14 protein-coding genes are annotated in these 15,921 nt (G+C 71.6%); 9 read left to right on the top strand and 5 right to left on the bottom strand.

What is annotated here, in order from left to right; genetic code table 11:
• Positions 1-136 precede the first annotated feature (136 nt).
• Positions 137-1,576 carry an aldehyde dehydrogenase family protein gene (locus tag BDK92_RS29250; RefSeq protein WP_121159600.1) on the top strand — a complete coding sequence of 480 codons (1,440 nt, stop codon included), beginning with the start codon at positions 137-139 and terminating at the stop codon, positions 1,574-1,576.
• A 49-nt stretch (positions 1,577-1,625) separates the two neighbouring features.
• Here the strand turns inward: BDK92_RS29250 and BDK92_RS29245 are convergent, their stop codons facing one another.
• The gene (locus tag BDK92_RS29245) at positions 1,626-2,027 is read right to left on the bottom strand and encodes a ChaB family protein (protein ID WP_121162696.1); all 402 of its coding nucleotides are present in this window, start codon (positions 2,025-2,027) and stop codon (positions 1,626-1,628) included.
• 153 nt (positions 2,028-2,180) lie between these two features.
• Between BDK92_RS29245 and BDK92_RS29240 the strand changes: the two genes are divergently transcribed.
• The 3 genes from BDK92_RS29240 to BDK92_RS29230 all read left to right on the top strand — a co-directional run bounded on the left by BDK92_RS29240 (position 2,181) and on the right by BDK92_RS29230 (position 3,455).
• Positions 2,181-2,591 (top strand): DUF2795 domain-containing protein, encoded by a 411-nt coding sequence (locus BDK92_RS29240; RefSeq protein WP_121159599.1) that lies wholly within the window; start codon positions 2,181-2,183, stop codon positions 2,589-2,591.
• A 52-nt stretch (positions 2,592-2,643) separates the two neighbouring features.
• On the top strand, positions 2,644-3,108 hold the full coding sequence (locus BDK92_RS29235) for an SRPBCC family protein (protein ID WP_121159597.1): 465 nt from the start codon (positions 2,644-2,646) through the stop codon (positions 3,106-3,108).
• Between the two features lie 89 nt (positions 3,109-3,197).
• Positions 3,198-3,455, top strand: a complete 258-nt coding sequence (locus BDK92_RS29230; protein ID WP_121159596.1) for a hypothetical protein — start codon at positions 3,198-3,200, stop codon at positions 3,453-3,455.
• Between the two features lie 63 nt (positions 3,456-3,518).
• Here the strand turns inward: BDK92_RS29230 and BDK92_RS29225 are convergent, their stop codons facing one another.
• On the bottom strand, positions 3,519-4,718 hold the full coding sequence (locus BDK92_RS29225) for an MFS transporter (RefSeq protein WP_121159594.1): 1,200 nt from the start codon (positions 4,716-4,718) through the stop codon (positions 3,519-3,521).
• Between the two features lie 210 nt (positions 4,719-4,928).
• Here BDK92_RS29225 and BDK92_RS29220 point away from each other — a divergent pair, with 210 nt between their 5' ends.
• Positions 4,929-5,141: a hypothetical protein gene (locus BDK92_RS29220; RefSeq protein WP_121159593.1), complete on the top strand. Its 213-nt coding sequence runs from the start codon at positions 4,929-4,931 to the stop codon at positions 5,139-5,141.
• Positions 5,142-5,194: 53 nt separating this feature from the next.
• Here the strand turns inward: BDK92_RS29220 and BDK92_RS29215 are convergent, their stop codons facing one another.
• On the bottom strand, positions 5,195-6,445 hold the full coding sequence (locus BDK92_RS29215; protein WP_121159591.1) for a mechanosensitive ion channel family protein: 1,251 nt from the start codon (positions 6,443-6,445) through the stop codon (positions 5,195-5,197).
• A 176-nt stretch (positions 6,446-6,621) separates the two neighbouring features.
• On the opposite strand from BDK92_RS29215, the gene BDK92_RS29210 reads away from it, so the two are divergent.
• Positions 6,622-8,811: an ATP-binding SpoIIE family protein phosphatase gene (locus tag BDK92_RS29210; protein ID WP_121159590.1), complete on the top strand. Its 2,190-nt coding sequence runs from the start codon at positions 6,622-6,624 to the stop codon at positions 8,809-8,811.
• 8 nt (positions 8,812-8,819) lie between these two features.
• Complete coding sequence (locus BDK92_RS29205; RefSeq protein WP_121159588.1) at positions 8,820-9,491, top strand: HAD family hydrolase; 672 nt, start codon at positions 8,820-8,822, stop codon at positions 9,489-9,491.
• Between the two features lie 19 nt (positions 9,492-9,510).
• Here the strand turns inward: BDK92_RS29205 and BDK92_RS29200 are convergent, their stop codons facing one another.
• Positions 9,511-10,467 (bottom strand): sensor histidine kinase, encoded by a 957-nt coding sequence (locus BDK92_RS29200; protein WP_121162695.1) that lies wholly within the window; start codon positions 10,465-10,467, stop codon positions 9,511-9,513.
• A 121-nt stretch (positions 10,468-10,588) separates the two neighbouring features.
• On the opposite strand from BDK92_RS29200, the gene BDK92_RS29195 reads away from it, so the two are divergent.
• Positions 10,589-11,062 carry an OsmC family protein gene (locus BDK92_RS29195; RefSeq protein WP_121162694.1) on the top strand — a complete coding sequence of 158 codons (474 nt, stop codon included), beginning with the start codon at positions 10,589-10,591 and terminating at the stop codon, positions 11,060-11,062.
• Between the two features lie 172 nt (positions 11,063-11,234).
• Here the strand turns inward: BDK92_RS29195 and BDK92_RS29190 are convergent, their stop codons facing one another.
• Positions 11,235-14,129 carry an RICIN domain-containing protein gene (locus BDK92_RS29190; RefSeq protein ID WP_147457148.1) on the bottom strand — a complete coding sequence of 965 codons (2,895 nt, stop codon included), beginning with the start codon at positions 14,127-14,129 and terminating at the stop codon, positions 11,235-11,237.
• Between the two features lie 342 nt (positions 14,130-14,471).
• Here BDK92_RS29190 and BDK92_RS29185 point away from each other — a divergent pair, with 342 nt between their 5' ends.
• Positions 14,472-15,863 (top strand): glycoside hydrolase family 6 protein, encoded by a 1,392-nt coding sequence (locus BDK92_RS29185; protein WP_121159585.1) that lies wholly within the window; start codon positions 14,472-14,474, stop codon positions 15,861-15,863.
• The last annotated feature ends 58 nt before the right edge of the window (positions 15,864-15,921 follow it).

The raw sequence follows: 15,921 nt of genomic DNA, 5'->3' as shown, positions 1-15,921 counted from the left end.
GGGGCCTGCCCGCACGTGCCCGCTGCCGCTGGGCGCCGGGCACACCCCTGTGGGGCTGGCTGCCGCGCACCCTCACCGCGCCACCAACCAGGCGAAACGGCGTTTGTCGCGGTCAGACCGGGGCATCCAGCGCGCCATGTACGAGGTACAGCAACTCATCGACGGCGTCTGGGGCAGGGGCCCCGACGACGGCGCGCTGGTGGTACTCGACCCGGCCGACAACGCCGAGGTGACCCGGGTGCCGGAGGCGACCGAAGCCGAGGTCGCGGCGGCGGTGAAGGCCAGCCGGGTCGCGACGGCCGAATGGTCGTCCACCCCGGCGGCAGCCCGGGGCGCCGCCCTGCACCGGGTGGCGGACCTGCTCGAATCCTCCGCCGAACAGCTCGCCGAGGCCCAGACCGCCGAGATGGGCCGGCCGATCGGCCTGGCCCGGGGCGGCGTCGAGGCCGCGGTCGGCACCCTGCGGCAGTACGCCGAACTGGGCCCGATCCACCGGGGCCGGGCGCTCGCCGGCAACCCCGAGGCAATCGACCTGATGGCGGTGCAGCCACGGGGTGTGGTCGCGGCGCTGACCCCGTGGAACGACCCGGTGGCGGTCTCCTGCGGACTGCTCGGGGCCGCGCTCGTCACCGGCAACACGGTGATCTACAAGCCGAGCGAACGGAGCCCGGTCAGCGGCTGGCTCCTCGCCCGACTCTTCGCCGCACACCTGCCGGCGGGCGTGTTTTCGCTGCTCACGGGGGGTGCCAGGGTGGGTGCGGCACTGGCCTCGGCGGAGGTAGACGTGGTCGCCCATGTCGGCTCGTCGGCGACCGGTCGGTCGATCGCCGCCGCCTGCGCCGTCAGCGGCGCGAAGGCCCTGCTGGAGAACGGGGGCAGCGACGCACTGATCGTCGACGACGGGATCGACCCGGTCTGGGCCGCTGAACAGGCCGCACTGGGGGCGTTCACCAACTCCGGTCAGCTCTGCGTCGCGGTCGAACGGATCTACGTACTTCGTCCGGTGGCGGACGCCTTCGTCGCGGCGCTCGCCCGGCAGGCCGAGGCGCTGCGGATCGGCCCCGGCCGGGACGAGCGGACCGAGATCGGACCGTTGGTCGACCGCCGACAGCGGCTCCTGGTCGACTCCCAGGTACGGGCCGCGGTCGCCGACGGGGCCCGGGTGCTCACCGGCGGCGTCGTGCCGGACGGGCCGGGTGCCTTCTACCCGCCGACGGTGCTGGTCGACTGCACGGACCAGATGGCGGTGATGCGCGAGGAGACGTTCGGTCCGGTCGCGCCGGTGCTGGTGGTCGACTCCTTCGACGAGGCACTGTCCCGGGCCGCGCAGTCCCCGTACGGGCTCTGTGCGACCGTTCTCACCGGGTCGATGAGCCACGCCCAGCAGGCGTGGCGCGAGCTGCCGGTCGGCACAGTCAAGATCAACAACGTCTTCGGCGGGGCGCCCGGCGGGGCGGCCCACCCACGCCGTGGCAGCGGCCAGGGCTTCGGGTACGGCCCCGAACTGCTCGACGAACTGACGGTGACGAAGGTCGTGCACATCGCCGCTCCGGGCGGACCGGCCGGACGCTGGTGACCCGGCCGGCCCGCCACCCGGAATCGGCGCCCGGGCCAGCGGCCACGAACTAGCGGCCCCGGGCCTTTGCCGTCGCCCGGTTGTTCGCCTTCTGGATCGCACCGACCAGCTCAGACTTGTTCATCCGGGAACGACCCCGGACCTCCAGCTTCTTCGCCACCTCCATCAGGTGCTCCTTCGACGCGTTGGCATCGACCCCACCGGCGGTCGGTGCCCGTCGAGCCGGACCACCACCGGCCGCCTGCTCGTCGCTGGGGCCCTTGCGCCCCTTCTGCTCCCAGTGGTCGCCGACCTTCTCGAACGAGTGCTTGACCGCCGCGTACGCGGTCCGGTGCGCACGTTCGCCCTCGCCGTACGTCTCCACCGCTGAATCATGGGTTTTCACCCAGGTGTCCTGAGCCTTGTCCGGCGAGCGTTGCAACGTACTGGGAAGCACCTCACGTCCCGGCATCGTCATCCTCCTCGGTTTCGGCACGGCCCCCACGGTTCGGAGGCCAACCCTCTTCCTTCCCGCGCCCCGTACGGGTAAACACATTTCCCCAGGTCGGAGCCGATCCGTTGGGGTTTCGGTTTACCGCTGGGGCGCCGGGGTAGCGCATAGGACATGGACCGGGGCAACAGCAAACACGGACCGCGGCTAGACGACGAGATGAGCCGGGAGGTAGCCAGCACGGTGAACAACGCCGCCGGCTCCCGAGCCGAGGAGTGGCGTGAACCGGAGCCGGCTGGCGAGGACCAGCCGGCGTCGACCAGAGCGCCGAGCGCCGACACCCGCTCGGGCGCGCCGCAGGGGATGACCTCGGTCGAGGTCGAGGAACGTAGCCGGCTCGGCCGTTTCATCAGCCTGTCGGCGCTCCCCGGGGACCGGGCGACACTGCTCCGGAGCGCCGAGGAGAACGAGGCGCCGGACGAGGTGCTGGCCCAGTTGAACCGGCTCCCGCCGGACACCGAGTTCCGCACGGTATCCGAGGTATGGGCGGTGCTCGGGCACGCGAACGAGACGCAGCGCTGGTGAACCGCCACACGTCAGGCGAGCGCGGACACCGGCAGAGCAGGAAGGATCTCCAATGAGTGCGGTAACCGAATCCGTGGACGTGGCCGTCCCCGTACGGACCGCGTACGACCAGTGGACCCAGTTCGAGGACTTCCCCCGCTTCATGGAGGGAGTCGAGGAGGTCAGACAGATCTCCGACACGATGACCCACTGGAAGGTCGGGATCAGCGGGGTCGAGCGCGAGTTCGACGCCCGGATCACCGAACAGCTACCCGACGAACGAGTCGCCTGGACCACCACCAACGGCACGAACCAGGCCGGGGTGGTCACGTTCCACCGACTCGACGACCGGCACACCCGGGTCACCCTCCAGCTCGACTTCGAGCCGCAGGGGGTGACCGAGAAGGCCGCTGACAAGCTCGGCATGGTCGACCGCCGGATCAAGGGCGACCTGGAGCGGTTCAAGAACTTCATCGAGTCACGCGGCGGCGTCGAGACCGGCGCCTGGCGCGGCAAGGTGGACCGGCCGCAGCCGTAACCACGGCCAGTGTCGTCACGGTGCCCGCCGGGGACTCCCCCGGCGGGCACCGTCGGTTTGCCCCCCGGGCACCCGGGTACGGCCAAGGTATGACCGACAACGACAGTTCCGTCTGGCGCGACGAAGAACGCATCCCCCTGTCCGAGCTGGAACGCGCGATGGGCGCGTCAACGCCGGACGGCCAGGTGGACGACATGACCGGCAACGACGCGGGCGCGGAGTCGGCGTACGGTCACGGCGCGGAAGCAGCCGACGGGCACCCGTCATCCCGCGCCGACGAGGGTGAGATGACCGACCCGGACCGGGCGTACCGTCCCTCCACCACGGGTCGTAACGGCCCCAGCTGAGCCGTGGGGCTCCGTCGCCGCTCGGTCGGGCGTGGCTCTCCGGTCGGGCGGGCAGGGGTGCGGTCAGACGGCCGGTTCCGGGACCCGAGGGCGGGTCGAGGCATGGTAGAGACCGAGCAGGACCAGCGAGAGGACCAGCAGGGACGGCCCGAGCGCCTCGACGGTGACCCGACTGAGCAGCACCCCGATGCCCGCCGGTAGCAGCGCCCCACCGAGGCCGGCCGCACCGATCTGGAGGCCGATCGCCCGGTCCGCGTGCACCGGCCCGACCCGCTCGGCGGTGGTGAGGGTGAGCAACGGGAAGACCGGCGCGGCGGCGAAACCGATGATGGCCAGCCCGACGACCGCCAGCCCGGCCGGGCCCGGTACGGCCACCAGCGCGGCGCCCACGGCCATGCCGATCAGGCTGCCCCGCAGCACCTGGCCGCTGCCCAGACGCTCGGCCACCAGTCCCTGCACCACCCGGCCGACAAAGAGACTGCCCCAGTAGAGCGAGACACAGATCCCGGCGACCGCCTCGCTGAGCCCCCGCCCCTCGGTCAACAGCAGGAAGGCCCAGAGCCCGGCCCCGACCTCCACAGCCACGTAGACGGCGAACGCGACCGCCCCGGTCCAGACCGCCGGCAGGCTGAGGGTGGCACCGATCCGGACCCGTACCGGGTGAGCCGGCCCGGAGGCGCCGTCCGCCGCCGGCAGCTCGGTCCGCCGGTCGGCCCACGCCCGTACGGTGAGCACGAACGCGAGGGCGAGCAGGACCTGGGCCGAGGCGACGATGCCGTAACCCCAGCGCCAGGAGAGGCCGGCACCGATCACCGTCGTCATGATCAGTGGTCCGATCGCCACGCCGAGTCCGAAGAAGGCGTGCAGCCAGTTCATGTGCCGAGGGCCGAAGGCGCTCGCCGCGTACGCGTTCAGGCCCGAGTCGACCGCACCCGAGCCGAGCCCGAGCAGCAGCGCGGCGCCGACCATCAGGGGGAGCATCGGCGCCCCGGCGTACCCGCTGAGGGCGAGACTCGCCAGCACGGTGCTGCTGGCGAGCAACCAGCCGACACCGACCCGGGCCAGGGTGAAGCCGGCCGCCACGCTGGAGGTGAGGTAGCCGACCGTACCGGCGGTGAGCAGGAGTCCCACCGACTCGGTCGGCACGCCGAAGTCCGCGCGGATCGACGGCCAGCCGACGCCGAGCAGGCCATCGGGGAGACCGAGACTGACAAACGCGAGGTAGGCGAGGAGCAGCAGGGCGGGGCGCGGGGTGGTCGACACAATGGGCGATCTTTCCGGATCGCCCGGGGGTAAGGAAGGGCCCCTTGTTATCGCATTTTGTATAGGAAGGGGCCCTTCCTAACGCCAGGGGAATCGGAGGATTGCCGCTTCCCGGCATCGCAGGGCCGGACGCCTCTAAACCGGACAGGTCAGTCAGAATCGGCCGATCGGGTGACGGCGGAGGCGGATCCGCCAGGCAGACTTCGTCAGATGCATCAGGGCTCCGGTTTTCTCTCCGCGCGTCAACGCCGCTGGGCATGGTTCGGCTTTCTGCTGACCGCGCTTCAGGCACCCGTCGCCGCCCAACTGCTCCCCGACGCCTCGTGGCTGTTCAGCATCGTGGTCGCGCTGATGGTGGCCACCGCAATACTGGCCGACGACGCGATGCGCCGGCAGCCGGCGGAGACCAGCACCGCCGAATAGTCCGACCGGCCCGGCGCCAACCCCCACCACGGGCCCCGGCCCTGCCGCAGTCGCTACCGGGTCCCGTCGTCGTCACCGGTCACCGGCCGCTCCGGAGCCGGCGTCAGCAGATCGGACGGATAGCCGCCCGACTCCTGCGCCCCCGGTGCCGGTCGGTACGCGGTCGCGCCGTCCGAACCGGTCTGCAGGGTGGAGAACCCGTCCGGACCGGTCTGCAAGGTGGAGAACCCGTCCGGACCGGTCTGCAGGGTGGAGAACCCGTCCGGACCGCTCTGGAGGGTGGTGGAGAGCCCCTCCGGCGCCGGCTCGTACGTCCCGGCCAGCCCGCCGGCCTCCGACCCGTACCCGGCGACGAGCTGATAGTCAGCGGCGGTCGCGTCCGTACCGGGGTCGTAGGAGGCGAGTGCGTTCACCCTCGCCGGATCGTCCCCGATCAGACCCTGGGGTACCGGCACCGGTACCGGGTCGAAGCCGGCGAGACCGTCCGGGGCCGGGGAGGTCGGCATCTCGGCCAGGGGCGGGTCGGGAAAGAGCGGCACCGCCGCACGGGCGGGTACGGCGGGCTGGCCGAACGGCCCCGGATCCCCGGGCCGGGGATAGGTCTCACGGTTCGCCCGGCGCAGCCGGGACTCACTGGCCAGGCGGCTCAACCAGCGTTCCCACCGCTCCTGCATCGGCTTGACCAGTCCCCCACCGATCCCGACGACCAGGATCCCGCCCACGGTGGCGAGCAGCGTGACGAGCACCGGCCCGGTCACCCCGGACGCGACCCCGGTCTGGACGAACGCGGCGATCACGCCGAGCCCGACGACCAGCAGCGAGACCACGTCGGCGAACGGACGGCCGTACGAGACCGCGCCGACGGTGTCACTGACCAGATCGTGCACCGCGTTGGCGATCACCACCGACACGGCGACCACGACCAGGGCCACGAACGCCCGTGGCAGCCACTCCACCACGGCGGTGACCAGGTCATGGGCCGGGTTGGGCCCCCAGATCGCCAGACCGAGTTGCAGCGCGAAGAGCAGGATCAGGTAGTAGCCGAGTCGGGCGAGTACGGCCGCCGGCCGGTACCGGGTCCGGGCGACCAGCCGCCCGAGGCCACCACGTTGCACGATCTGGTCGAAGCCGAACCGGTCGAGGAGGCGCAGCGCCATCCGCAGCACGAACCGGGCCAGGAGCCAGCCCAGCATGAGGATGCCGACGCAGCCGATCAGCCGGGGCACGAAGACCAGCACCGAATCCCACGCCTCGGCGAACTGGACCCCGACGTCGCCCCGCCGGAGCGCGAGGATCGCGGGCATGGTGTCCCTCCTGTCACCTGGACTACCGCCGCCCGCGTACCCGGACCGCCCTGGTTCATTCCGTACCCCCGACCCACACCCTTGGCCGCCGGTCGTCAGCTGTCGGGCGACGCCGCGACCAACTCCCGGAACGGTCGATCGGCGGCGTGCCTGGCAGGGCCGGCTAGGCTGCTCGCATGCCAGGCTCGGTCGGGCGGGTTCCCGCTCCCCCCTCCCGTTGGCCCGGTCCGTCGCCGACACCGGGCAGCGCGGCAGGGTCCGAGGCGGCTGCCGGGGCCGGCGAGCCCTCGGCTGGCCCGCCAACGGAGACGACCTGGGCGCAGACACCGCTCGGCCCGGCGGAGGAGTGGGAGCCGGCGCTGCGTTCGGTGGTCGACCTCGTCCTCTCCGCGCCGGTGCCGATGGCGCTCGCGTTCGGTGACGAACTCGCCCTGATCTACAACGACGGCTTCGCCGAGCTGATCAGGGACCTGCACCCGGCCGCGTTCGGCCGCCCCGCCGCCGAGGTCTTCGCCCAGGTGTGGGAACTGGCCGGGGTCGGCGAGGAGATCGAAAAGGTCTACCGCACCGGCATCCCCTACCTGGAGCGGGAGGGTGTGCTGCCGGTCGACCGGGGACGCGGTTCGGACCAGGTGGACCACGTGGTGTTGACCCGTGGCTACTCGCCGGTCCGGGACCAGCATGGGCAGATCATCGGCCTGTTGATGGTGATCGTCGAGACCACCCAGGTGACCCGGCGCCTGCAGCGCCTGAGCGAGCTGGCAGTCGCCCTCTCCGGCACCCTCACCCTCGACGACGTGGCCCGGTCGGCCCTGCGTTACGCCCTGGAGTCGTTCGACGCCGACCAGGTCGGGATCGCCGTCGACGACGGCGCCGACTGGCGGGGCGTACGGCGGATCCGGGGCGAACTGCTGGACGAGGCGGACGAACGGCTGCCGCCGCTGTGGCGCAGCTTCGCCGCCGATTCCGCCGCCCCACTGGTGGTCGCCGCCGCCTCCGCCACCCCCCGTTTCTGGGCCGACGGACGACCGCTGCTGTCGACCGCGATCGACCGGCACGACGAGAAGATCCGGGCGCTGGCCGTACTGCCGCTGCGTACGCCCTCGCTGGGCGGCGCCCTCGCGATCGGCTATTGCGCCGCGCACCCGTGGTCGCCGGCCGAGCGCGCCCTGCTCACCGCCGCGGCGGAGCTGGTGGCGCAGGCCGCCGAGCGGGCCCGCCGGTTCGAGAACCAGCACGGCACCGCCCAACTGCTGCAACGCAGCATGCTGCCGGAACAGTTGCCGGACCTGCCCCGACTGCGGCTTGCCGCCCGGTACGACGCCGGGGTGGATGGCAACGCCGCTGGCGGCGACTTCTACGACGCCTTCCCGCTCTCCCCCGGTCGGCTCGCCGTGGTCCTCGGTGACGTGGCCGGGCACGATGTGCACGCCGCCGCACTGATGGGCCAGGTCCGGGCGGCGCTGCGGGCGCTGGCGCTCAGCAACCCCGATCCGGCCGCCGTCCTCTCCGGCCTGGACCGCCTGGTCGGGAGCCTCGGTACGGAAGCCCGCCGGGACGAGCTGTTCGTGACGGTCGTCTACGGGGTGGTCGAACCCGGCGCCGGGCTGATGACGCTCGCCAGCGCCGGGCACCCGGCTCCGCTGCTGCGCCAGGCACCGGCCGGCGTCCCGCCCACCGCCCGCTACCTCGACGTACCCCCCGGTGCCCCGCTGGGACTCGGCGGCAACCGCCCGACCAGCACGGTGCCGTTCGTGCCCGGCGACACGCTGCTGCTGTTCAGCGACGGCGTGGTGGAACGGCGGCAGCAGAGCCTCAGCGCCGGATTCGCCGCGCTCGCCGAGGCCATCGCCGGGGCGAGCAGCGGCGATCCCCGTACGCTCTGCGCGGTGGCGAGCCGGGCCGTCGCGGGACCGACCGAGGACGACGCCGCGGTGCTGGCGGTGGAGCACGCGTTGACCCCCAGCCGCTCGGCGTCGCTGGAGATGCCGGCCGAGCCGACCGCACCCGGGCGGGTACGGCAGTGGCTCACCGCCCAGCTGACCTCCTGGCAGGTGCCGGAGTCGGTGATCGGGGCGGCGGTGCTCTGCACCAGCGAGCTGACCACCAACGCGTTGCTGCACGCGGGCACAGCGGCCCAGGTGGAGATCGACCTCAGCCCGGAACGGCTGCTCGTCTCCGTCGCCGACCAGGGCACCCGGGGCACCGTGACCCCGACCCGGGCCGACACCCTCAGCAGTCGCGGACGGGGTCTCGGGCTGATCGAGCAGCTCAGCGACGCATGGGGGACCGACCCGACCGTACGTGGTTCGACCGTCTGGTTCGAGATACTCATACCGGAGGGTGGCCCGCGCGGTAACGGGTAGGGGGCGGCATGGAGATCGACAGGCCCGCCGGGGTCTTGTTCGACGTGGACGGCACGCTCGTCGACACCGCGTACCTGCACACCGTGAGCTGGTGGGAGGCGCTGCGCCAGGCTGAGCAGGAGATTCCGATGGCGGCGATCCACCGCGCCCTCGGCATGGGCCCGCAACGGCTGCTGGAGCACCTGCTCGGACCGGAACGGGACCGGGACGCGGACGAGCGGATCCGGTACGGGCACGACAGCCTCTTCGCCGAGTTCCGGGACCGGCTGCGGCCGCTGCCCGGCGCGGCTGCCCTGCTGCGGGCGTGCGCGGCACGGGGACTGGCGGTGGTCCTGGTGACCTCCGCTGACGAGCGGGAGCTGTCGGCGCTGCGTGCCGCGCTCCTCGCCGACGACGTGATCGGGGGCATCACCTCGGCCGGGGCGGACCTGCCGCCGGGAGCGGACCTGCTGGCGACCGCCCTGGACCGGGCCGGTCTGGACCGGGAGCGGGTCGTGTTCGTCGGTGACTCGGTCTGGGACGTCGCCGCCGCCGGTCACCTGGACATCCCCTGCATCGGCTTGACCTGCGGCGGCACCGGGCGCAGCGAACTCGCCGGGGCGGGTGCGGCGGCCGTCTTCGACGACCCCGCCGCGCTGCTCGCCGGGCTGGCCGACTCCCCGGTCGCCGCGCTCGCCTAGCCGATGCCGGACGCCCCGGTCACCAGTCCATGTGCAGGCGTACGGTGGTCGACTCGTCGGTGGTGTGCACGTCGACCAGGTCGCAGAGGTGATTGACCAGCAGCAGACCGCGCCCCTGCTCACTGGTGGGCGAGGCCGGGAGCCGGCCGGCCAGTCGGTCGGTCAGCACACTCGTGCCGATCACCTCGCTGACCATCCCACTCGGCTCGGCCCAGACCCGCAGCACCGCCGGTTCGCCGCCGTGCACGACGGCGTTGGTGGCGATCTCGTTCGTGGCCAGGCGCAGGTCGGCGACCCGGTCGGAGGCGAGCCCGGCCTCGGTGGCGAGCGCGGTCACCAGCGCCCGCATGCCGGCCATCCCGGCCCGGTCGAAGAGCAGCGTGGACGGGGTCAGCGCCGGCTCGGGCAGCGGCAGGTTGAACGCGTCGACCACCGCCTCCGGGCTGCCGTAGCCGGCGCTGGACTGACGTACCCCGGCCCGGATCAGCACCGGGTGGGTGCTGGCCGCGTCCGCGATCACGTCGGCGTCGAGCCCGACCGCGTCGTACGGGCAGAGGATGCTCGCGGGCTGGTCGGCCAGGGCCAGGTTGACCAGTGCCTCGTGCTGCACACAACGTGGGTACGCGAGCGCGCGCCGCTCGGGCCAGATCGGTTCGACGACGATCCGTACCCGGGTGGCGGGGTGCTCGGCGACGAAGGCGTGGAGAATGCCCGGGATGATCCACGACGGGTTGCGTCCGGCGATGCCCATGTCGAGGAAACGCACCTCGACCTCTCCGTCGGAAACCGTGTCGATCTCGTCGCGCAGCAGGTCGATCCGGGGTCGGGGAACGACGACCAGAACCGGTTCGGCGCGGGTGACCCCGCCCGCGATGAAGGCGTACAGTCCCGCCCGGTAGTCGTCGTGACCGTGGTAGAACAGGGCTTCGTGGCGCAGGGCGCCGGACCGGGACACGGCACGCGGCACAATGGTCATCCGTCGCACCACCGGCGCAAGGCACACCCCCCGTTGTCCGCACCTTCGTTGGCACCATACGCGGGGTGATCCGATCCGGCACACCGTGATCGGATAGCCGTCTTTTCCACCAGGAGTGACCGTGCCGAAAACGTCTCATCGTTATGCGCTCTCCCTCACCTGGACCGGTGATCGGGGCAGTGGCACGAGCGACTACCGGGCGTTCAGTCGGGCGCACGAGGTGACCGGCCCCGGGTTGCCGCCGCTGCTCGGCTCGGCCGATCCCGCGTTCCGGGGCGAGTCCGGGCGGTGGAATCCCGAGCAGTTGCTGGTCGCCGCGCTCTCCCAGTGCCATCTGCTGGCGTACCTGCACCTCTGTGCGACGGCCGGGGTGGTGGCCACCGGCTACGCCGACCAACCGGAGGGGGTGCTGACCCGTACCGCCGGTGGTGGCGGGCACTTCACCGAGGTGGTGCTCCGCCCCCGGGTCACGGTGGCGGCGGCGGATCAGGTCGAGCGGGCGGTGGCACTGCACCCGGAGGCGCACCGGCGGTGCTTCATCGCCAACTCGGTCAACTTCCCGGTACGGCACGAGCCGGTGGTGTCGGTCGGCTGACCGGGTCGTGGCGGGGTGCCGGGCTGGTGTCCGTGTCCGTGGGTGACGGACACCAGCCCGGCGGCAACAGGTGCTGGTCGGAACCCTGACCGTCAGGGCGAACCGGGGCGGCTCAGGTCAGGGCAGGTCAGGGCGGGTCAGGGCGGGTCAGGGCGGGGCGGGGCGGCTCAGGTCAGGGCAGGGTCCAGCGCTGCGCGCCGCTGCCGTTGCAGTCGTAGATCTGCAACTGGGTGCCGTTGGTGGTGCTGGAGCCGGGGATGTCCAGGCAGCGCCCGGACTGCGGGTTACGCAGGCTGCCGTCGGCCTGGACGGTCCACTGCTGGGCGCCGGTGCCGTTGCAGGTCCAGAGGTGGATCTTCGTCCCGTTGGTCAGGCCGCTGGCCGCGACGTCCAGGCACTTGCCGAGGCCCCGGATGGTGCCGTCGGTGCCGACCGTCCAGCGTTGGTTGGCCGCGCCGATGCAGTCCCAGATCTGGATCCGGGTGCCGTCGGCGGTGCCGCTGGCGTTGATCTCGGCGCACTTGCCGAGGGCCTTGACCTCGCCGGTCCTCGGCGTGCTGGGTCCGCCCGTGCCGATGCCCGGACCGACGAAGGTGTAGCTGTCCAGGTCCAGGATTGCCCCGCCACCCCCGGTGAAGACCAGGAACAGATCGTGCGTCCCGTCGTCGGGGCGGTTCACCGTCGCGGTGACCTCGGTGTAGTTGTCCCAGCCGCCGGTGTTCGGCACGGTGACCCGGGCGACCTCGGGGCCGGTGGTCGAGTCGTACCGGAAGGAGATCGTGCCGCTGGCCCCACCGCTGCTGCCGTTGCTGACCCGGGCCTTCACGGAGTTGATGCCCTTGAGGCTCACCGCATGGTGCTTGACCCACTCACCACTCTGGATGTCACCGAGTCGCTTGCCACCCTCGGCCGCGACCTGGTCGATCACCTGCGGGCCGCCCAGTTGTACGAAGTGCTCGGCCTGCCACTGCTTGGGCCAGAGCGTGATGGTCTGCTCCCCGGTCAGCGGCACCGATCCGGTCGCGCCCTGGTCGGTGTAGGTGGCCCGGACCACGAAGAAGAGCACCGAGTCGGGGCCGGCGTGCACCGGGCCGGTGTTGAAGGTGGCGCCGCACCCGGTCCCCTCCCCCTCCTCGTGGGCGTGGTCCTGGTGACCGAGGGCAACCCGGACGATCACCCGGGAGCAGTCGATCGACCCTTCCTGCGGGTCGGTCGCCGTCGCGGTGACGGTGAAGTCCTGGCCCCAGTCGAACATGCCGCCGGCCGGGATCGCCGAGATGGTCACGCTGGGTCGGCTGTTGCCGACGACGATCGGCACCAGTGTGGTGGCGGAGCGGCCGGTGCCGTCGCTGACCGTCAGCCGGGCCTGCTTGTCACCGTTCGTGGTGTACGTGTACGACGGGTTCGCCGCGGTGGAGTCGGTGCTGCCGTTGTTGTCGAAGTCCCAGGCGTACGTCAGCGGGTCGCCGTCCGGGTCGGAGCTGCCGGCGCTGGAGAAGGTGACCGCGAGTGGCGCGGGCCCGTTGTCCCGGTTGACGCTCGCCTGGGCGATCGGGGAGCGGCCGCCCTGCACGTAGTTGATTTTGTACAGCCCGGCGTCGGCCGCACCGGAGAAGTAGCCGCTGCCGTATTCCAGCAGGTAGAGCGAGCCGTCCGGGCCGAACTCCAGGTCGATCGGGTGGACCAGGTTCATGCCTGCGAGTACGGGCTCGATGAGGGTCGGCGTACCGGTGGCGGGGTTGCCGTTGTTGAACTGGACCTCCTTGATCCAGTTGCGGCAGTACTCGGAGATGAGCAGCTTGTTGTCGTAGTACTGCGGCCACTTCACGTCCGAGACCAGGTTCGGGTCGTAGTGGTAGACCTCGGTGTGGTTCGGCGAGCCGCAGCCGCCGGGGTTGTCCAGTGCCGGCCACTCCCGGCTGCCGCCGTGCTGTTCCCAGACCAGAGCGGGTTTCGTCGGCGGCAGTTGCTGGATGCCGGTGTTGCGTGGGGAGTTGTTCACCGGACCGGTGGCGCCACCGCAGGGAAACCAGCTCCGGGGCGCGTTCGCGGCGAAGTCCCAGTCGTTGTAGGCGACGTTCGGCCCACCGCAGTACGGCCAGCCGTAGTTGCCGGGAGCGGTGGCGCGGTTGAACTCGTCGTAGGCGGCGGGACCCCGGTTCGCGATGGTGGCACCGGCGTCGGGGCCGACCTCGCCCCAGTAGAGGGTGTTGCCGGCCCGTTTGTCGACCCAGACCCGGTACGGGTTGCGTACCCCCATCACGTACACCTCGGGGCGGGTGCCGGCGGTGCCGGCGGGGAAGAGGTTGCCACTCGGGATGGTGTACGTGCCGTTGTTCTCCGGGTGGATGCGGTTGATTTTGCCGCGCAGGTCGTTGGCGTTGCCGCTGGTGCGCTGCGCGTCGTACTGGGGGTCGCGGGTGGTCCGTTCGTCGATCGGCGCCATGCCGGCGCTGTCGCCACCGGAGTTGGTGTTGTCGCCGACGGCGAAGTAGAGATTGCCGGCGCTGTCCCAGCTCATCGAGCCGGCCGAGTGGCAGCAGAGGTTTCGCTCGGTCGGCCACTCGATCAGCATGTCCTCGCTGGCCGGGTCGAGCACGCCTGCGCTGGTGTTGAAGGTGAACCGGGAGATCCGGTTGACCAGCGGGGTCACCTTCGGCGAGTAGAAGAGGTAGACCCACCGGTTGCTGGCGAAGTTGGGGTGCAGGGTGATGCCGATCAGGCCATCCTCGAACCGGGCGTCGAGCTGCACGGTCAGGGCGACGGTGGTGACCCGGGTGGTGGGGTTGTAGAGCCGCACCTGACCGCCGCCGGCGGTGGTGCCCCGGTTGATGTAGAGCACCTTGCCGTCGGGGAGCACGGAGAGTTCGATGGGTTCGCCCATGGAGAGGCCACCGTCGAGTTTGACCTTTTCGAAGGCCGAGGTGGCCGGCGGCGCCGCCGCGACGACCGGGGCGGCGGCGGGGGCGGGTGGCGCGGCACCGGCCGGGGCGGCCCAACCGCCCAGGCCGAGCACGGTGAGCAGGGTCATGGCGCCGACGAATGGTCGGCGGGGGATGCGTCGCACGAGTCCTCCACGTTACGAGGGGGGATCTCGGTGCCGCTCCCGCCGACCGGAGGAGACACCGCAGTGGAGCAGACATTAGCGTCTTTCACTGCGATAGCCCAGAAGTTTCCGTCCCGTAACCAAAAGTTGGCGCCCCATCGACAGAAGTCGACAAACGCGGAGGGCGTGCATGCGGATAAGGCGACGAGAACATCCAGGTATGTCACTTTGAGCCGACACAGGGTCTTCACACGACAGCAACACCGCCGGTACGGTGGTCGATATCTATGGGAGCGCTTCCATCTATATATCTCGATCTTTTGTTCGGATCCGAACCCACCCCACCTTCGGAAAGGAACACACATGCGCAGACGATCCGCGGTCACCACGGCCGGGGCCAGCGCCACCGCCGCCGTGGCGCTCGCCGTCGCCTCCGTGCTCGGACTCGACCTGCTGCGGCCGCACCCCGCCGCTGCCGCCGACTCGGCGTTCTACGTCGACCCGGCCACCAACGCCGCCACCTGGGCCGCCGCCAACCCCGGCGACTCCCGCGCCGCCGTCATCCGGGACCGGATCGCCAGCGTGCCGCAGGGTCGCTGGTTCGCCGCCTACAACCCGACCACCGTACGGTCGCAGGTGGACGCCTTCGTCGGCGCCGCCGCCACGGCGGGGAAGATCCCGATCCTGGTCGTCTACAACATTCCGAACCGGGACTGCAGTGGCGCCAGCAGCGGCGGCGCCCCGAACCACACCGCCTACCGCCAGTGGGTCGACGAGGTCGCCGCCGGCCTGGCCGGGCGCCCGGCCAGCATCGTGCTCGAACCGGACGTGCTGGCCCAGATGAGCAGCTGCCAGAACGCCAGCCAGCAGGCCGAGACCAGGGCCTCGATGGCGTACGCCGGCAAGAAGCTCAAGGCCGCCTCGGCCCAGGCCAAGGTCTATTTCGACGCGGCCCACTCGGCCTGGCTCGCCCCGGCCGAGATGGCCTCCCGCCTGGTCGCGGCCGACATCGCCAACAGCGCCGACGGCATCTCGCTCAACGTCTCCAACTACCGGACCACCGCCGAGTCGGTCACGTACGGCAAGAACGTCATCGCCGCCACCGGGATCTCCCGACTGAAGATCGTCGTGGACACCAGCCGCAACGGCAACGGCCCGGCCGGTGCCGAGTGGTGCGACCCACCGGGACGGGCGATCGGCACCCCCAGCACCACCAACACCGGTGACGCGGCCGTCGACGCCTACCTCTGGGTGAAGCTGCCGGGCGAGGCCGACGGCTGCATCGCCGGTGCCGGGCAGTTCGTGCCGCAGCGGGCGTACGACCTGGCGGTCGCGGCCGGTCCGCCGCCGACCACCACACCGCCGGCGACCACCCCGCCGCCCACCACTCCCCCGCCCACCACCCCGCCGCCCACGACTCCCCCGCCCACCACCCCGCCGGCCGGCGGTTGCACTGTCGTCTACACCCCGAACCAGTGGACCGGCGGGTTCACCGCCGACCTACGGCTGACCAACGGCAGTGCGGCGGTCAGCAGCTGGACCCTCACCTTCACGGTCGGTTCCACGGTGCGTCTGAGCAACGGGTGGAACGGCACCTGGAGCCAGTCCGGCAGCCAGCTCACCGTCCGGAACGCGGCCTGGAACGGCAACCTGGCGGCCGGCGCCACCACCAGCATCGGCTTCCAGGGCACGTACAGCGGGACCCTGGCCGCACCGACCGCCTACACCCTCAACGGGGCGGCCTGCACCAGTTGACCCTTCCGGTAGGTAACCGGGCCCCGCTGGCAGAACCGGGCAGCGGGGCCCTTCCGTC

The organism is Micromonospora pisi, from assembly GCF_003633685.1.
GTDB lineage: Bacteria > Actinomycetota > Actinomycetes > Mycobacteriales > Micromonosporaceae > Micromonospora_G > Micromonospora_G pisi.
This window is presented reverse-complemented; position numbering and strand designations above follow the sequence as displayed.